This is a genomic window from Peribacillus butanolivorans (assembly GCF_001273755.1).
In the GTDB taxonomy this organism is placed as follows: Bacteria; Bacillota; Bacilli; order Bacillales; family DSM-1321; genus Peribacillus; species Peribacillus butanolivorans.
Genome location: NZ_LGYA01000001.1, coordinates 974785 through 989719 on the forward strand (window position 1 = coordinate 974785; position 14935 = coordinate 989719).

The following is a 14935-nucleotide window of genomic DNA, read 5'->3' on the forward strand; positions in this document are numbered from 1 at the left end:
TTGTTTGATCGTCGTGAAATTTCTCCCATCCCCTTTGTTCGTATAAATAGATGAAAACTCCGGCAAATTTCGCGATTTGCCGGGGTTTTTTTCATTAGAAAATATACAATCCATACTTTCAGTGATAAATATAGTAAAAAATGCAGGTATTTAAGGGAATTCACTTCTGTAAATTGATTTTGAGATCTGTGAATACGTTTGCAAAAAATATTATGTTTTATTAATAAAAAATATACAAATACATAAAAAATAAGAAGGGTGGCGTGAATATATTGTGAACTTTTTCACAATATATTCACGCCATCTTCAATTATAAAATGAATTTTCAACACTTATTTTGAAAAAGGCTCCAAATCAAGGGTTTTTTGATTATATTAATAAGGAACTGCAAATATAGAAAAAATATTTTATGTACAAATTGTGAAATGTTACACAATGTAGTTGAAATAAAGGTGGGTTATCTGTTATATTATTTATTGTGAAGTGAATCACAAACAAACTTATACCCCTTTGTTTGATCGTGAAAAGTTCTCCGATCCCCTTATTTCTTATAAAAAAACCATGCAAATGATTAATTTGCATGGTTTTTCCCTTTTTATAGTTAAAAAAGAAGCAGTCATTCTAATGACTGCTTCTCTGTATATCTCCAAAATGTTCCGTATTTAGCTGGGATTTTTTCAGCAACTTGTTTTAAAACAAGTTTCTTCATTTCTAACTCGACGTTATTTTTGTTCATATTGTAAACCGTTTCGATTTCTTTAGTAGCAACTAGTTTAAAACAACTTAAAAATGCTTCGAGCGATGGCGGTTCAGCAGGGGCAGGAAGACCATTCAGCATGTCTTCCAAAATTTGTACATATACCTCGTAAGAATAGACACCCGAAACTTTTATTCCTTCTTCTTCAATATTTTGATTAAAAAAGACAAGCGATGGTATTTCTGTTACTTCCATTTCGCTTGTGATTTTTAAGTCACATTGAAAGCCCTTTGCTGCACTGGAAGAATTGATATCATGTAGAAATTCCTCAACATCTAATCCTACGGTTTTGGCACAATCGGTCAGGACTTCAATATTAGAAATATCCCTTTTTCCAATGAATACATGCTCTTGAAGCTGTCTTAAAAAGCGAATCGCTAGTTTTCTGCCCTGTAATTCGGCTGCTTTAATGGCAATGGAAGCTGAATATGGAGAAGAGATTGGGTTTTCTAACCAAAGGCTTCCGTCACAGGACATTCCCGAGCGGCTGGCAGTCTTTTCCCAAACTTGAGCAAGGTTTTCGTAATTTTTATTTTTCCCCATATTAAGAGAATCGATTTTACCGCTTAAAACATGGCGTAAGCTGAATAATTGGCCATATTCTATCTGTAATTTTCTTATAATTGGTTCTAAGCCCCAGCACTCGGGACAAAGTGGATCAACAAAAACATAAATTTCAATTGGCTTTTTTCCTATATCATAACAATGCTGTGTCTTTATCCAATCGGAAATATTGAAAACTGGTTTATGTGCGCTCAACTGTCTTCTCCTTTCCCGTCCATACCGGATGTATTGATCATATGTTGTGCCGTCAAATAGAGGCGGTGATAGAAAAACTCCCGTATTTCACCCTCAAGGCCTACTTCGTCCATAGCTTGATACATGCAGGAAAGCCATGCTTTCGCACGTTCTGGTGTTATTTCAAAAGGTATATGTCGAGCCCGCAACATAGGATGACCGTGTTCTTCAGTATATAAAGAGGGTCCACCTAAATATTGAGTCATAAATTGTTTTTGTTTACGGACCGTTTCTGTTAAGTCGTCAGGGAAAATCGGCTGCAAATCCGGGTGTTGACTAACGTTGGAGTAAAACACATCAATTAACTTGTGTAATTGCCCTTCTCCAATTAATTCATATGGTGTAGGGTTCCCTTGCATCATGCTGATTACTCCTTTTAAAAGAAAGATGGTTGATATTTATTCATATTTTAACAATGACGTACTCATAAAACAATTATATAGCTTGAAGAAAGTTTTACATCTGTATTATGACAAGGGAAAATAAATAAAAAAACCGCTTTTTTGGCGGTTTTTTAAATCTGTGTGAGGTGTAAATATAGCTATATCTTTCCACTAAAAAAAGCTGACCCAATTAAAATTAAGGGCCAGCTTTTTTTAGCTAGAAAATGTGGTGAAAACTTTTTGAACATAGTTTTGTGTTTCTTTAAAAGGTGGAATGCCGTTATATTTATCGACATTACCTGGTCCGGCATTATAAGCAGCAAGGGCAACTTGGATATCTCCGTTATAACGAGTTAGCATTTGGCTCAAATATTTACTCCCACCCATAATGTTTTGTTCTGGATCTGTGATATCATCCACACCTAGGCTACGGGCAGTTGCGGGCATTAACTGCATAAGGCCTGCAGCACATGCATAGCTAGTAGCTTTAGGATTAAAGTTCGATTCTTGTTTAATAACTGATTTAATTAGTTTTTCTGGGAGATTATATAAAGTGGCCGCCTGCCTGATGATGTCATCATAATTTGTAACAGTTTCGCTAGTTTTATGGCTAGTATTGGTGGTTTTTAACGGATTTATAGATGTCAGGTTGGTGGATTGAAGAATGGATTTTGCTTCAGTTTCCACATTAGACAGCAAGGATCCCAATGACTGCGATGTACCTTTTAAAGTATCACTCGAAACCAGTTCCGACAGCATGTCCTGGAAAATGGATTGAGATGAATTAGTATTTGTGATGTCGCCAGTTGTGAATTTCTGGATGGACAGCAGTTCAATAAATGTCTTGAAATCTTGGATTTTCAAACGCTCCACCTCCAAATTTGGGTTTGGTCAGGATTAGTCCTGGAATTTGGCCATATAAAACCTCTTAACTTTATTTTCGGTTTTTCTTACCGGAATTTGAAGGGTTTCTAGGAGAGTAAGGAAAATTTTTTTTCCAGTTTCAGCATCTGTTACTTCGTATTCAAGCTCAAAGTCTTCCTGATTCACATACAAACTGTGGTCTAAAACAAGAATCCCTCCTTGGTATGGAAATTCAAAACGGTCTGTTTGTAGGGTCCCAAAGCAAGTAAACTCATTAGGATTGAGCCCGCTTTTGAGAATTAGATGCTTGATTGGCCCTTCAGGAAAAGTATTATGGTTTAGAAATAAATAAGCGGTTTCCTTAGTTATATCTTGATTCGTTTCTAATAGTCCTTCTGTTGCCGGTTGTTTTAATGTTAGCTCGTATCGTTCATTTTTTTCCCTGATTCGAAGTGCAGAGTTTTGATTTTTTAAATTGAATTTCAATGTATCAAAATAATGATTTTGCTGAGATTTAAAGTTCGAGGTGTTGATTTGAAAATAATCAATTAGTTGACTAAACTCCTTTTCATTTAAAAGGTTTTTAAATTCAATTTCAATATGCTGGTTCATGTGTTTCCTTCCTTTCTGCCTGTTATCTTAGATTAATCATATAAGAACCATTCCTGCTGTCAAATTGACTACAATAATTTTTAGTTATTGTACTTGAATATTTAGGAATCAATTGCCGGATATGATAAAATATAAACGTTAAGCATGATGAAGTGGATTACAGTATATAGGGAAATTATACATATAATTATTTCTGGACGATTTTAAAGATCCATGTGTAAAGGCAGTTAGCTATAGAGCTGCCGGATTAGAGAGAAGAATCGAAGCGTCCTGCCCATACCAGAGTTGAACAGGCGCTTTTTCGATAGATATAGGTGGTGTGGCAATGGAGAGTTGGGACGATTTCTTGGCGCCTTATAAACAGGCTGTTGAAGAATTAAAGGTTAAGTTAAAGGGATTAAGGAAACAGTTTGAAAGAGAGAATATTCACTCGCCTATCGAATTTGTAACAGGCAGAGTAAAGCCGATTGTCAGCATTTTGGATAAGGCGAGTCAGAAGGATATTCCGATTGATAAATTAGGCACTGAAATACAAGATATCGCAGGCCTTCGGATGATGTGTCAGTTCGTGGATGATATCGAACAGGTTGTAGAGCTTTTACGCGGTCGCAATGACTTCGAAATAGTCGAAGAGAGGAATTATATTTCTCATAAAAAAGCAAGCGGCTACCGTTCTTATCATGTTGTCATACGCTATCCGGTTCAGACAATTCATGGCGAGAAAAACATTCTTGCTGAAATTCAGATTAGGACCTTAGCGATGAATTTTTGGGCGACGATTGAACACTCGTTAAATTATAAATATAAAGGTATTTTTCCGGAAGATATTCAAATACGGTTGAAACGAGCAGCAGAAGCAGCATTTCTGCTGGATGCAGAAATGTCGCAAATACGTACGGAAATTCAGGAAGCACAGCGTCTTTTTTCAAGAAAAAAAGATTCTTAAAAACGATAATAGTGAAATAAGAAGAAATCTAAAATAGTAAGGTGGGATTATATGAAATTTGCGATTACGTCAAAAGGAGATGCGAAATCTAATACTTTAATGCAAAGGATGAGAACGTATCTTCAGGACTTTCATTTGGAATATGACGAAGATCAGCCGGATATTGTAATTTCGGTCGGTGGTGATGGTACATTGTTATATGCTTTTCATCGTTATAAGAACCGCTTAGATAAGACAGCCTTCGTTGGAGTACATACAGGTCATCTTGGGTTTTATGCAGATTGGACCCCGGATGAAATTGAAAAATTGGTGATAGCATTAGCAAAAACACCATTTCAAATTGTTGAATATCCGCTACTTGAAACTATTGTCCGATATCAGCATGGAGGGCGTGAAGCAAGATTTTTGGCATTAAATGAATCTACAGTCAAAAGTGTTGAAGGAACCCTTGTCATGGATGTGGAAATACGTGGCCAGCACTTTGAGACGTTCCGTGGTGATGGTTTATGTATTGCGACACCGTCAGGAAGCACAGCTTATAATAAAGCGCTTGGGGGAGCGATTGTCCATCCTTCGATTGATGCAATCCAGATTACCGAATTGGCATCCATTAATAACCGGGTGTTTAGGACGGTCGGATCACCACTTCTGCTGCCGGCTCATCATACATGTATGTTCCGGCCGGTCAATGCCGTCAATTTTCAAATCACGATTGATCATTTAACCCTGCTTCAGGAAGATGTAAAATCGATTCAATGCCGTGTTGCTGATGAAAAGATTCGTTTCGCTAGATTCCGCCCATTTCCATTCTGGAAAAGAGTTCATGATTCATTTATTGCTAACTAAGGAGCTCAGATCACTACATGTCAAATCAAAACTTTTCTTTAACTTGGTCGGTTTCTGAAGAGGATTCTGGCTCTTTACTGCGGGAATTTCTCAGCAAATACGATATCTCAAAACGAGCATTAACGGATATTAAGTTTAAAGGTGGTTTAATCAAGGTGAACGGCTTAGAAGTGACAGTGAGGGAGCGAATTAAAACTGGTGACAGCGTCACAGTCATATTTCCTCCGGAACAGGCAAGTGAGGGCCTTCTGCCGGAACCCATCCCACTTCTTGTCAGGTACGAAGATGAATTTGTATTGGTAGTTGTCAAGCCTCCTTCTATGAACACCATTCCATCTCGTGAGCATCCCAATGGCAGTCTTGCGAATGGGTTGGCAGGGTATTATAAGAAGATGGGAATCCATGCAACGATTCATATTGTTACAAGACTTGACCGTGATACCTCGGGTTTGGTTTTAATTGCCAAACATCGACATATCCATCATCTTTTAAGTGAGCAACAAAAATCTGGACAAGTTAAACGGCGATACCAAGCAATTGCTGAAGGACTTGTTAACGGACCGAAAGGAATGATAGAGGCGCCAATCGGACGGAAATCGACCAGCATTATTGAAAGGGAAGTTCGGGAGGATGGTCGCTATGCCTGTACTCTTTTTGAGGTATTAGCCCAAACTGAAACCTATACATTTCTTAATTTGGAGCTCCTAACTGGGAGGACACACCAAATCAGGGTCCATATGGCTCATATTGGACACCCGCTTGCTGGGGATGATTTATATGGAGGACACAGGGAAATGATCGCCCGTCAGGCCCTGCATTGTTTCGAATTAAAATTTCTTCATCCTTTTACCAAGAAGGTGATGTTGTTTCAAGAAAAATTACCGCAGGATATGATACATTTGCTTGATGGGAATTAATGGTTGAGAGGTCATTGCATTTGTAATGAAGGTAAAGCGTCAAAAATAAGAATATAATTTAAATCTGTCGTCACAAAAGAACTCACCAAAATGGCGAGTTTTTTTTGGTTAATCAAAAGAAGTCCTGAACTTCTCTGCTATATAAGGCATTGTTGAAGGCACATCTTGAAGATCCATTTCAGGATAACGGACAGCAGTTAGTTTTCCACCGAAGACACAGCCGGTATCAATGTTGTATGTATGATTGACTTGTCTTGCCTCCGGAACCGGTGTATGCCCATACACAATCCAGGCTTTCCCTTTGTAGGACTGGGCCCAGTCCTTTCTGACCGGCGAGCCGTCTGGATGCTTGGTGCCATTGATATCTCCGTAAAGGACAAAAGTTTTTACTTTACTTCCATATTGACCGATATAATCGGCGCGAATACCAGCATGCGCAATAATTAAACGGCCCTCATCGATGAGCTGATAGAGTGGGGATCGTTCATACAAATCGATGAATTTTTTTCGGATTTTCTTCTGCTCCCGAACGTTTAAGGATTGATATTCAGCTACTGTAGTTTCTAAACCATGAGATACTTGCACTTTATTGCCTGAAAAGTAACGATACAGTTTATTGCAATGATTACCTGGAGCATATAGCGCAATATTTTGGTTAATGACTAATTCATAGACCACTTCAATTACACGGAGAGAATTTGGGCCGCGATCGGTTAAATCCCCTACAAAGCCAAGAATTCTTCCCGAGGGATGAACAGGTATGCCTCTTTCCCAGGTATATCCCATTTTTTCTGTCAGCTGCCTAAATTCGGTGAAACATCCATGGATGTCCCCAATGATATCGATGTTCATTTGTCACACCCTTTGTTTGTTTTGTATATGTTTATGGTATTAGTATAGTATTATTTAAAAAAATAAAATATAAACGAGGAAATTAAAAAATAAGTTTATTGGAGGTGTTTAGTTATGGAAGAGTTGAGGGAACTGGAAAGAAATCAAATGAATAATGAACTATTGCTTGACGCACTTAAAACAGAAAACCTAGATCAGTTCCGCACGGAGTTCCTAGAAATGCATCCATACGATCAGGCTCAATTTTATACAAGCTTGTCGGATGAATTTAGGTCAGTTGTGTACAAATATTTATCTCCGGAAGAAATGGCTGGTCTATTTGAAAACATTGAAATAGATGAAGATGATTACGAAAGCCTCCTAGCTGAAATGAATCCTTCTTACGTAGCTGATATGCTATCCCATATGTATGCGGATGATGCTGCAGACGTGTTAAATGAGATCAATGATGAGCAGGCCGTTAGCTACTTGACGATCATGGATGATGAAACAGCTAATGAAATCCAGGGGCTTCTGAACTATGAGGAATCTACAGCAGGAAGCATAATGACGACAGAGTTCATTGCTATTGAGGCGAACGAAACGGCTCGCTCAGCGATGCAGATTTTGAAACGGGAAGCACCACAAGCAGAAACGATTTATTATGTATTTGTTACAGACCAAGATAAGAAACTGCTTGGTGTGTTATCGCTTCGGACCTTGATTATCGCTGATGAAGAGGCTTTAATTAGTGATTTAATGGATGACAGGGTAGTATCCGTTCCTGTAACAGAAGACCAAGAAGAGGTGGCCCGTAAAATAAGGGATTATAATTTCCTCGCTGTACCGGTCGTCGATTTTCAAAACCATTTGTTAGGGATTATTACAGTTGATGATATCATCGATGTCATGGACGAAGAAGCATCCGATGATTATTCTAAATTAGCGGGTATATCAGATCTTGACCACGTCGATAAGAGTCCATTTTCAGCTGCAAAAAAACGGCTGCCATGGTTGGTTATTCTCTTGTTTTTAGGTTTGTTGACTGCGAGTCTGATTGGTCGCTTTGAAGAGACACTAAGCCAAAAAGCCATTCTTGCTGTTTTTATTCCATTGATTGGTGGCATGGCTGGAAATACAGGAACACAAGCACTGGCAGTAGCGGTCAGAGGAATCGCAACTGGGGAATTAGAACAGGAAAGCAAGTGGAAACTGGTTCTTCGAGAGGCTGGAACGGGCCTTATTATTGGCCTAACATGCGGAATTGCCATCATTTTTATCGTCTTTTTTTGGCAAGATGATTTTATGCTTGGATTATTAGTCGGTATTTCGATTTTCATTACTCTAATCGTTGCCACACTTGCAGGTTCACTTGTCCCGCTCCTCATGCATAAAATGAAGATTGACCCAGCGGTAGCTTCCGGTCCTTTCATCACAACCATCAACGACCTTATTAGTATACTGATTTACTTCGGATTGGCAACATTATTCATGGGGTATTTACTGTAAGCGAAAAGGTTAACCACTCGCTAACAGGATTTCTAATGTTTAATGCAAGCAGTAGATTAGAAAACGGTGTTTTTCTCACCATAAATTTGTTATACTGTCATTAGTAGCAGGTACTAATAACTTGTATCAAAATAGGAGGTCACATACGATGACTTTTTCATTAGAGGGAAAAACGTTTGTCATAATGGGTGTTGCCAATAAAAGAAGTATTGCTTGGGGAGTGGCCCGTTCCTTACACAAAGCAGGTGCCAAGTTGATATTTACTTATGGGAAAGAACGCACAGAAAAGAGCGTCAGGGAGCTATCTTCCACTTTGGAAGGTGAGCCTGCAATCATATTGCAATGTGATGTAACAAAGGATGAAAGCATTGAAAAATGTTTTGCGACGATCAAGGAAGAAGTAGGTATCATTCATGGCGTAGCACACAGTATCGCATTTGCAAATAAGGAAGAGCTGGACGGTGATTTTGTTAACACGAGCCGTGAAGGTTTCTTGCTTGCTCATAATATTAGTTCGTTCTCTTTAACAGCTGTAGCTAAAGCAGCGAAAGAAATTATGACAGAAGGCGGCAGTATTGTCACAATGACGTACCTTGGCGGTGAACGAGTTATGCCAAACTATAATGTAATGGGAGTGGCTAAGGCGTCACTTGAAGCCAATGTACGTTACTTGTCGAGTGACCTTGGTAAGGATAACATTCGTGTGAATGCAATTTCTGCTGGTCCAATACGTACATTATCTGCAAAAGGAGTACGTGATTTTAATACAATCTTGAAGAAGATTGAAGAAGAAGCACCGCTCCGTCGTACGACGACACCTGAAGAAGTGGGAGATACGGCTGTGTTTTTACTCAGTGACATGTCCCGCGGGATTACTGGTGAAAATATTCATGTGGATTCCGGTTACCATATAATCGGATGATGAAAGGGGACCAATAAAGGTCCCCTTTTTATTGATTTTCAATTCCTTTATCCTTCTGTCCATCAAAGATTGGTGTTAATCTTTGTTTTCCGGTATCTTGAATTTCTACATCAATCTGGATAGACCTGAGTGTGTCTTCTTCTAATGGAATTCTCCCTTTTATTTCAATTTTCTTCCAAGCTTTATTATCCATGCGGTAGAGTGTTTCAGAAAGCCTGAGGAGGTCGATATCCCTTTTTTGTGTATATTGATACGATTTATTTATTTCCTTTTTGATAGAGCGCTTTATTTCTTTTTCATATTGTTTACGTGTTATATCCTTTATCATCATTTCAACACTAGCCTTAAGTTTCATTTTTACATCAAAACGAACTGTTCCATTTTTCTCTACAACAGGGATTATTTTAAACTTTTTATCGTAAATAACAACAAATGCGTCATTTTTTGTTTCAGGGAAAATGGTAATGCTGTCCCGAACGAAATCTTTATTGAACCATCTTCCGCCATTCATCACCTTCTTAGGTAGAATTGTTTTTATTTTATTTTCTGAAATGATAGCTACTCTCTCCATTAATAAATCCTGCTTCTTTTTTTTCTGACCAGTCCATTGTTCTGTGATTTTAAGTAATGGAATCGCCACTTGATGAGCAGGTTCATCAAGTTCAATAATGATCTCTCTTAAATTAATAGGTGGGATAAAAGAGCTTTGATTATAGTTACCATCTGGATCGCTTAATTTTGAAAAAGCCACGGAAATATTTTCGATAGGAGAAATGAGCATCGCATCTTTAATTGAATCTTTAGTCATAAAAAAGAAAATCCGGTAGCGTGTTTCGCGGTAGCGGTCTAAAAAATCAGCAGTATACCTGAGGCCGCCTGCTTTAAGAGCTTCTTCTGAAAAAATCACAAAAGAGATATGACCCCAATAAATACGTCGATCGGACGTATTATACAAATTAAATATGGCTTCGTCCAATGTGTTTCCGGAAGCGTGCCCAACATCTGCTTGGCTAAGTGTGCTGGGGTCTCCACCTGATTCCGATTTTGCTAACCCTTTCACGTTAATAATTTGAAGGTAAACAATGACCTTCCCGTCTTTATAATCGATTCCTAAACCGTTTGCATAAACGAGACGTTCAGGTTCATTTGAATCCCAGCAGCCTGAAAGAATTGAAACACACAACAGTAAAATGAGTGTGTTTTTCATTGTTTTCATTGTTGTTCATCATCGCCTTTCCTCGTAGGATCTTTTGAAGAAAAGATAGAAGGGCGTTTTTTATCCAAAGAGGGAGGTATCTGAAAAAGAGTTTTTACAATATTGGATAAGTTTAAATTGGCAGTCACTTCCATATAAGGAACACCTAATATTCGGATATTACTTACATACGCACATAAAAATAGAGCTAACAACATAAATGCAAAAAGCCCTAAAAAAGAAGCAGAAATAATAGCTAGGAGCCTTATTAAGCTAATGACGCCATTGATGGATTGATTGACTAATGTGTAAGTAGCGACCGCCGAACCAGCAATGACTACAAGCATGGCAGGACTTGTCAAACCGGAACGAATTGCTGCATCTCCAATGATTAAAGCACCCAATACACTTAATGTTGGGCCGACTGACGTAGGTAATCGCATGCCTGCTTCTTTGAATACTTCAAACACGATGACCATGGTAATTGCTTCCAATGAGGTAGGGAGTGGCAATCCCCTTCTTGATTCGACTACAGTGGCAAGCAGAATCATTGGAAGTTGGTCTTGATGAAAGGTGGTTAAAGCAACCCAAAATCCTGGCAAAAGTGCAGCGACAAAAATGCCAAATAATCGAAGAGCTCTTTCAAAGGAAGCGTAGATAGACGTGTATTCATGATCTTCCGATGTTTTTAACACAATAAATAGGTTGATGGGTGTGATCATTGTGTAGGCAACGCCATCAATTAGAATTAATAGTCTGCCTTTTAAAAGGCATTGCACTGCAAAATCAGGTTTACCGGAATAGTCGTGCCTTGGAAAGAGAAAAGAGGGCTGTTCATCAATTAACTCCATAAATTGATTGCCTCCATATATCCCATCTATATCAATTGCTTCAATCCTTTTAGCGACAGTTTGAACCATTTCAGGGTCAGAGATATCATCCATATATAACAGGGCAACTTTAGTCAATGTTCGCCTGCCCACTTCGAAGTATTTTACACTTAAGGAATTTGTTCGCATACGCTTTCGTATTAAAGCGACATTAATAGATAAATCTTCAATGAAATTATCTCTCGGCCCCTTTATCGTTACTTCAGTAGTTGTTTCCTCAGGGCTACGCTGCGGTCGATTTGCAATGTTTACAGAAACCAAATAGTCGTATCCTTCAAAGTAAATCAATAATTTCCCAGAATAGATATCTGCGAATAACTCTTCCTTGGTGTTTATATCAGCAAGTTGAGGAAGATAAAGAGAGTCCTTTATGTCATTAATAGTTAATTTTCCTTTTGGATGTTTGCGGAAAAATAAAGTTAGCCTTTCAAATACAAGGTTATTTAACAATTCAGTATCGACAAGCCCTTCACATCCAATTAATGTGACTTTTATCGGAGACTCATCACGATATAAGCTGCTTTGGAAAAATACATCTCCTGAACTATGAAAAATTTCTTTTAAATCGTATTCGTCTTTTATTACGAGCTTTTCTGGTGTTTTAATTTTACTATTCGGTTTGGATGGTTGCTTTTTCATTTTTTTGAACATCGGATGAGGACCTCCTTTTTCTACGATTACTGAAGAAAACAAAAATACTTAAAAGTATGGAAACCGCTAAAAAGAACCAGAATGTAATCGGCATAATAAATGTTTTAATAATGTCATATAAAATGACATCACTGAAGCTGAATGAATTGGAAACGATAAGGATTATTGAGTAGACAATGAGCAATTTCGTTTTGTTTCGCTTATTTTTTAAAGATAGCACTTCAAGTGATAAAAACAGGAAAAAGGATACCCTTATAAAGGCTCCAGTTAGCCATTGGTAAATCGACAAGAAGTCAAGGTGCTCAATGAATCTTCCCAAGGTGACTAATCCCCATTGCTCAAATGCAGGGTACTTTTGTCTTGAAGCTTCGATTGGACCGAATTCAGTAATGGAGCCAATAAGGGGTCCAAGGATAAGCCAGGTAAGGATAATGGTATTAATAACAAATACTTTAAATTTTATTTTCCCATGAACTTTTTGCTGCAAACAGAGAAACACAATCAATTCAATTAGGCCAGACAAAGGATAGATAATACCTGCAAAAACAGGTGACCAACCATGTTCAAGAATTGGTTGCAAAAGTGAATAATTTTTAAATTGAATATTTGTGATTGCCACAAAAAAACCAAACAAGATTACGGCCGATAATACGAACGTATTGACAATAGCAATCGTTTGTATGTTTGTCGATGCAAGGAAAAAGCATAATCCTGTAAATAGGATTATTTCAAAAATCGGTGGAGTTACAGGCAAATAGGATACTTTTGTCCATACAACCATCTCTTTCAATGAAACCGCAGCTAATGAAGCGAAAAAGAGACTCATAGTAATGGATAAAATTCTGCCTGGTACCTTCCCAATATTTTTTTCCACCCATCCAAATATATTTGTATGACCTGTGGCTTTATGGATATAGAATAAGAGCAGACACCAAATCAATATAATGCCAAAAGAAAGTAGAACAGAAATCCAGGCATCCCTTTTGGCAGCAGGTAACAAATGAGGAAGAATCGTTACATGGTTTTTCAGTCCGATCGCAGTCATTACGATTAAAGATAGTTGTACGATTGAAATTTTACCATTTTTAACCATCTATAATATACTCCTTTAATAACCAATATTTTTTTAGGTTACTCCATTAACCCCCAGCTTATCCAAGTTTTAATGAGTGTCCCTTTTTTAGGAGAAGGGCACAACACCAGCATAAAAAAGGTTGAATTTCATATAGTTGATACATAGAGCAGATATTCATTGTTTGAGGAAAATCAGCAGAATCCTGTTTTCTACCTTATTGGGTCGATGAGAAAAGGAGGAGGACATCATGGACGTGAAAAAGGATCGTCTGCCTTGTACTGTTGGTAAGCAAACAGTACACAATACTCCGAAGAGCCAAATAAATTTGAATAGAGAAAACTTCACCACTTCGTTTAGTACCGAAGAAATGGTGGAGTTATTGTCCCGACTTCCAGCCTTTGCACCTAAGCCAGTTTGTAAGTTCATCATCAATGGTCGTACAATGTTTGGTAAGTTGGAACATAAAAAAGAATCCAGTCTTTTTATTAGGCATAAATTTGGTAAAAAGGTTGTTCAATACCATATAGAACAGTTGCAGTCTGTGGATATTCTGAAATATTAAGGAGGATTTGCATGTCAGAGAATAAAAGCGATAAGGACTCCAAGCCCCTTTTATATGTCAATCAGGCTAAGATATCGGATCAACGAGGGAATATGCAAAGTGATTACCGAACGAAAAAAGGTACACATCAGGAAACGGTAGAGCATGAATCTGTGGAAACGGAGCAGGGAGAAGAGAAAATAGAAAAAATCAAACGGGAATTTGGAGTATTTGATGCTATGAAAGAAATTGAATCAGAAATTACGGCTATTAAAAAAATTACTGATCAATATGTTCCAGAGCAGTCATCAGTTGAGCAAACTGAACTTCCTTTACAAGAAGAAAAGGAAACGGCAAAGGTTGTAAAGAAGAAAAAGAAAAAGGTGGAGGATAAGGTGGAGAAAAAGGAATCCTCAAGTGAAATCATAACCCGTCTATCCAAACATCAAGGTTATCCAAAGCCGCTATGTGAGGCGGTTATTAACGGAGAAACGCTTAAGTTTCAGGTATTGGGAATGAGGGGGGAATCAGTGAAAATTAAAAGAGGAAATCATATTCGCTTCGTCGGTCTCCCGAATATTATTGATGCCAAAATTATTGAAGAATCCAAGTGAAGGAGCAGAATTGAATGTTTCTCTCACAGCATGAGTTCACCTTAATACTTCTATTAGGTTTAGCTTCATTTAGGCTGACACGCTTAATTGTTTTCGATAAAATTATGGAACCTTTGCGCCGTCCTTTTTTTAAAGAGATAGAAGAAAAGAATGAAAAGGGTGATGTGGAGATTTATTTAATTCCTAAGGAAAAGGGCTTGCTTGGCTGGTTTGGACAATTGCTAAGCTGTTTTTGGTGTGTGGGTATCTGGGTCAGTCTATTTCTGGTTTTGCTTTATCTACAACAGTTATTTATAGGGGAGGTGCTGATTTTAATCCTCGCAGTTGCCGCAGTAGGGTCAATCTTAGAGGTTATAATCAGCAGAATTTTGGACATTTGATTGGAAACAACTTGTCTCATCAATCATATAGTATGGTATAGAGGGAAAAGGGGGAGTCACAATTGAATAACAAACAAAGTCCATGGACGTATGCAAAACCGGTGAAAAAGGAACAACCGGTCAAAATAAAAAAAGACTGTGGCTGCAATAATAATAATAATAAAAATAAGGGCTATTAAATGAAAAAAAAACCTTTCCGAATTG

General features: G+C 37.8%; 16 protein-coding genes. 8 read left to right on the plus strand and 8 right to left on the minus strand.

Going from position 1 to position 14935, the window contains the following annotated elements; all coding sequences use genetic code 11:
• Positions 1–616: 616 nt before the first annotated feature.
• From AKG34_RS04655 to AKG34_RS04670, 4 genes are all read right to left on the minus strand, one after another.
• On the minus strand, positions 617–1516 hold the full coding sequence (locus tag AKG34_RS04655; RefSeq protein WP_083450675.1) for a ClpXP adapter SpxH family protein: 900 nt from the start codon (positions 1514–1516) through the stop codon (positions 617–619).
• The gene (locus AKG34_RS04660; protein ID WP_053345004.1) at positions 1513–1917 is read right to left on the minus strand and encodes a globin domain-containing protein; all 405 of its coding nucleotides are present in this window, start codon (positions 1915–1917) and stop codon (positions 1513–1515) included. Before AKG34_RS04660 ends, AKG34_RS04655 begins: the two co-directional genes overlap by 4 nt.
• Positions 1918–2151: 234 nt before the next feature.
• A complete protein-coding gene (locus tag AKG34_RS04665) occupies positions 2152–2811 on the minus strand; it encodes a lytic transglycosylase domain-containing protein (protein WP_407946274.1) in 660 nt (219 codons plus the stop codon).
• Between the two features lie 24 nt (positions 2812–2835).
• Complete coding sequence (locus AKG34_RS04670; protein WP_053345006.1) at positions 2836–3414, minus strand: CYTH domain-containing protein; 579 nt, start codon at positions 3412–3414, stop codon at positions 2836–2838.
• Between the two features lie 325 nt (positions 3415–3739).
• Here AKG34_RS04670 and AKG34_RS04675 point away from each other — a divergent pair, with 325 nt between their 5' ends.
• Genes AKG34_RS04675 through AKG34_RS04685 form a run of 3 tightly spaced genes read left to right on the plus strand, consistent with a single transcriptional unit; the run spans position 3740 to position 6123 of the window.
• Positions 3740–4360 (plus strand): GTP diphosphokinase, encoded by a 621-nt coding sequence (locus tag AKG34_RS04675; RefSeq protein WP_053345007.1) that lies wholly within the window; start codon positions 3740–3742, stop codon positions 4358–4360.
• Between the two features lie 51 nt (positions 4361–4411).
• Positions 4412–5206, plus strand: a complete 795-nt coding sequence (locus tag AKG34_RS04680) for an NAD kinase (RefSeq protein WP_053345008.1) — start codon at positions 4412–4414, stop codon at positions 5204–5206.
• A 17-nt stretch (positions 5207–5223) separates the two neighbouring features.
• Positions 5224–6123 (plus strand): RluA family pseudouridine synthase, encoded by a 900-nt coding sequence (locus AKG34_RS04685; RefSeq protein WP_053345009.1) that lies wholly within the window; start codon positions 5224–5226, stop codon positions 6121–6123.
• A gap of 108 nt (positions 6124–6231) precedes the next feature.
• Here AKG34_RS04685 and prpE read toward each other — a convergent pair whose 3' ends face one another.
• Positions 6232–6975, minus strand: a complete 744-nt coding sequence (prpE, locus tag AKG34_RS04690; protein ID WP_053345010.1) for a bis(5'-nucleosyl)-tetraphosphatase PrpE — start codon at positions 6973–6975, stop codon at positions 6232–6234.
• Positions 6976–7089: 114 nt separating this feature from the next.
• Here prpE and mgtE point away from each other — a divergent pair, with 114 nt between their 5' ends.
• Together mgtE and fabI are read left to right on the plus strand one after the other, a co-directional pair.
• Positions 7090–8463 carry a magnesium transporter gene (gene mgtE / locus AKG34_RS04695; protein ID WP_053345011.1) on the plus strand — a complete coding sequence of 458 codons (1374 nt, stop codon included), beginning with the start codon at positions 7090–7092 and terminating at the stop codon, positions 8461–8463.
• 148 nt (positions 8464–8611) lie between these two features.
• Positions 8612–9385, plus strand: a complete 774-nt coding sequence (fabI, locus tag AKG34_RS04700) for an enoyl-ACP reductase FabI (RefSeq protein WP_053345012.1) — start codon at positions 8612–8614, stop codon at positions 9383–9385.
• Positions 9386–9413: 28 nt separating this feature from the next.
• Here the strand turns inward: fabI and AKG34_RS04705 are convergent, their stop codons facing one another.
• Genes AKG34_RS04705 through AKG34_RS04715 form a run of 3 tightly spaced genes read right to left on the minus strand, consistent with a single transcriptional unit; the run spans position 9414 to position 13214 of the window.
• Positions 9414–10601 (minus strand): Ger(x)C family spore germination protein, encoded by a 1188-nt coding sequence (locus AKG34_RS04705; protein ID WP_053345013.1) that lies wholly within the window; start codon positions 10599–10601, stop codon positions 9414–9416.
• Positions 10598–12121 (minus strand): spore germination protein, encoded by a 1524-nt coding sequence (locus tag AKG34_RS04710; protein ID WP_236694873.1) that lies wholly within the window; start codon positions 12119–12121, stop codon positions 10598–10600. Before AKG34_RS04710 ends, AKG34_RS04705 begins: the two co-directional genes overlap by 4 nt.
• On the minus strand, positions 12081–13214 hold the full coding sequence (locus AKG34_RS04715; protein ID WP_053345014.1) for a GerAB/ArcD/ProY family transporter: 1134 nt from the start codon (positions 13212–13214) through the stop codon (positions 12081–12083). The genes AKG34_RS04710 and AKG34_RS04715 overlap by 41 nt, the downstream gene beginning before the upstream one ends.
• 229 nt (positions 13215–13443) lie before the next feature.
• Here AKG34_RS04715 and AKG34_RS04720 point away from each other — a divergent pair, with 229 nt between their 5' ends.
• From AKG34_RS04720 to AKG34_RS04730, 3 genes are read left to right on the plus strand one after another with little or no spacing between them, the layout of a single operon-like run.
• Complete coding sequence (locus tag AKG34_RS04720; RefSeq protein ID WP_053345015.1) at positions 13444–13758, plus strand: hypothetical protein; 315 nt, start codon at positions 13444–13446, stop codon at positions 13756–13758.
• 11 nt (positions 13759–13769) lie between these two features.
• A complete protein-coding gene (locus AKG34_RS04725) occupies positions 13770–14351 on the plus strand; it encodes a hypothetical protein (protein WP_053345016.1) in 582 nt (193 codons plus the stop codon).
• 14 nt (positions 14352–14365) lie between these two features.
• On the plus strand, positions 14366–14731 hold the full coding sequence (locus AKG34_RS04730) for a DUF1360 domain-containing protein (protein ID WP_053345017.1): 366 nt from the start codon (positions 14366–14368) through the stop codon (positions 14729–14731).
• Positions 14732–14935 lie beyond the last annotated feature (204 nt).

Coding starts and splice junctions, on each gene's coding strand:
- AKG34_RS04705 (WP_053345013.1), bottom strand. CDS start 10,601: ATGAAAACAATGAAAAACACACTCATTTTACTGTTGTGTGTTTCAATT.
- fabI (WP_053345012.1), top strand. CDS start 8,612: ATGACTTTTTCATTAGAGGGAAAAACGTTTGTCATAATGGGTGTTGCC.
- AKG34_RS04675 (WP_053345007.1), top strand. CDS start 3,740: ATGGAGAGTTGGGACGATTTCTTGGCGCCTTATAAACAGGCTGTTGAA.
- AKG34_RS04715 (WP_053345014.1), bottom strand. CDS start 13,214: ATGGTTAAAAATGGTAAAATTTCAATCGTACAACTATCTTTAATCGTA.
- AKG34_RS04725 (WP_053345016.1), top strand. CDS start 13,770: ATGTCAGAGAATAAAAGCGATAAGGACTCCAAGCCCCTTTTATATGTC.
- AKG34_RS04660 (WP_053345004.1), bottom strand. CDS start 1,917: ATGATGCAAGGGAACCCTACACCATATGAATTAATTGGAGAAGGGCAA.
- AKG34_RS04685 (WP_053345009.1), top strand. CDS start 5,224: ATGTCAAATCAAAACTTTTCTTTAACTTGGTCGGTTTCTGAAGAGGAT.
- AKG34_RS04730 (WP_053345017.1), top strand. CDS start 14,366: ATGTTTCTCTCACAGCATGAGTTCACCTTAATACTTCTATTAGGTTTA.
- AKG34_RS04720 (WP_053345015.1), top strand. CDS start 13,444: ATGGACGTGAAAAAGGATCGTCTGCCTTGTACTGTTGGTAAGCAAACA.
- prpE (WP_053345010.1), bottom strand. CDS start 6,975: ATGAACATCGATATCATTGGGGACATCCATGGATGTTTCACCGAATTT.
- mgtE (WP_053345011.1), top strand. CDS start 7,090: ATGGAAGAGTTGAGGGAACTGGAAAGAAATCAAATGAATAATGAACTA.
- AKG34_RS04670 (WP_053345006.1), bottom strand. CDS start 3,414: ATGAACCAGCATATTGAAATTGAATTTAAAAACCTTTTAAATGAAAAG.
- AKG34_RS04680 (WP_053345008.1), top strand. CDS start 4,412: ATGAAATTTGCGATTACGTCAAAAGGAGATGCGAAATCTAATACTTTA.
- AKG34_RS04710 (WP_236694873.1), bottom strand. CDS start 12,121: ATGTTCAAAAAAATGAAAAAGCAACCATCCAAACCGAATAGTAAAATT.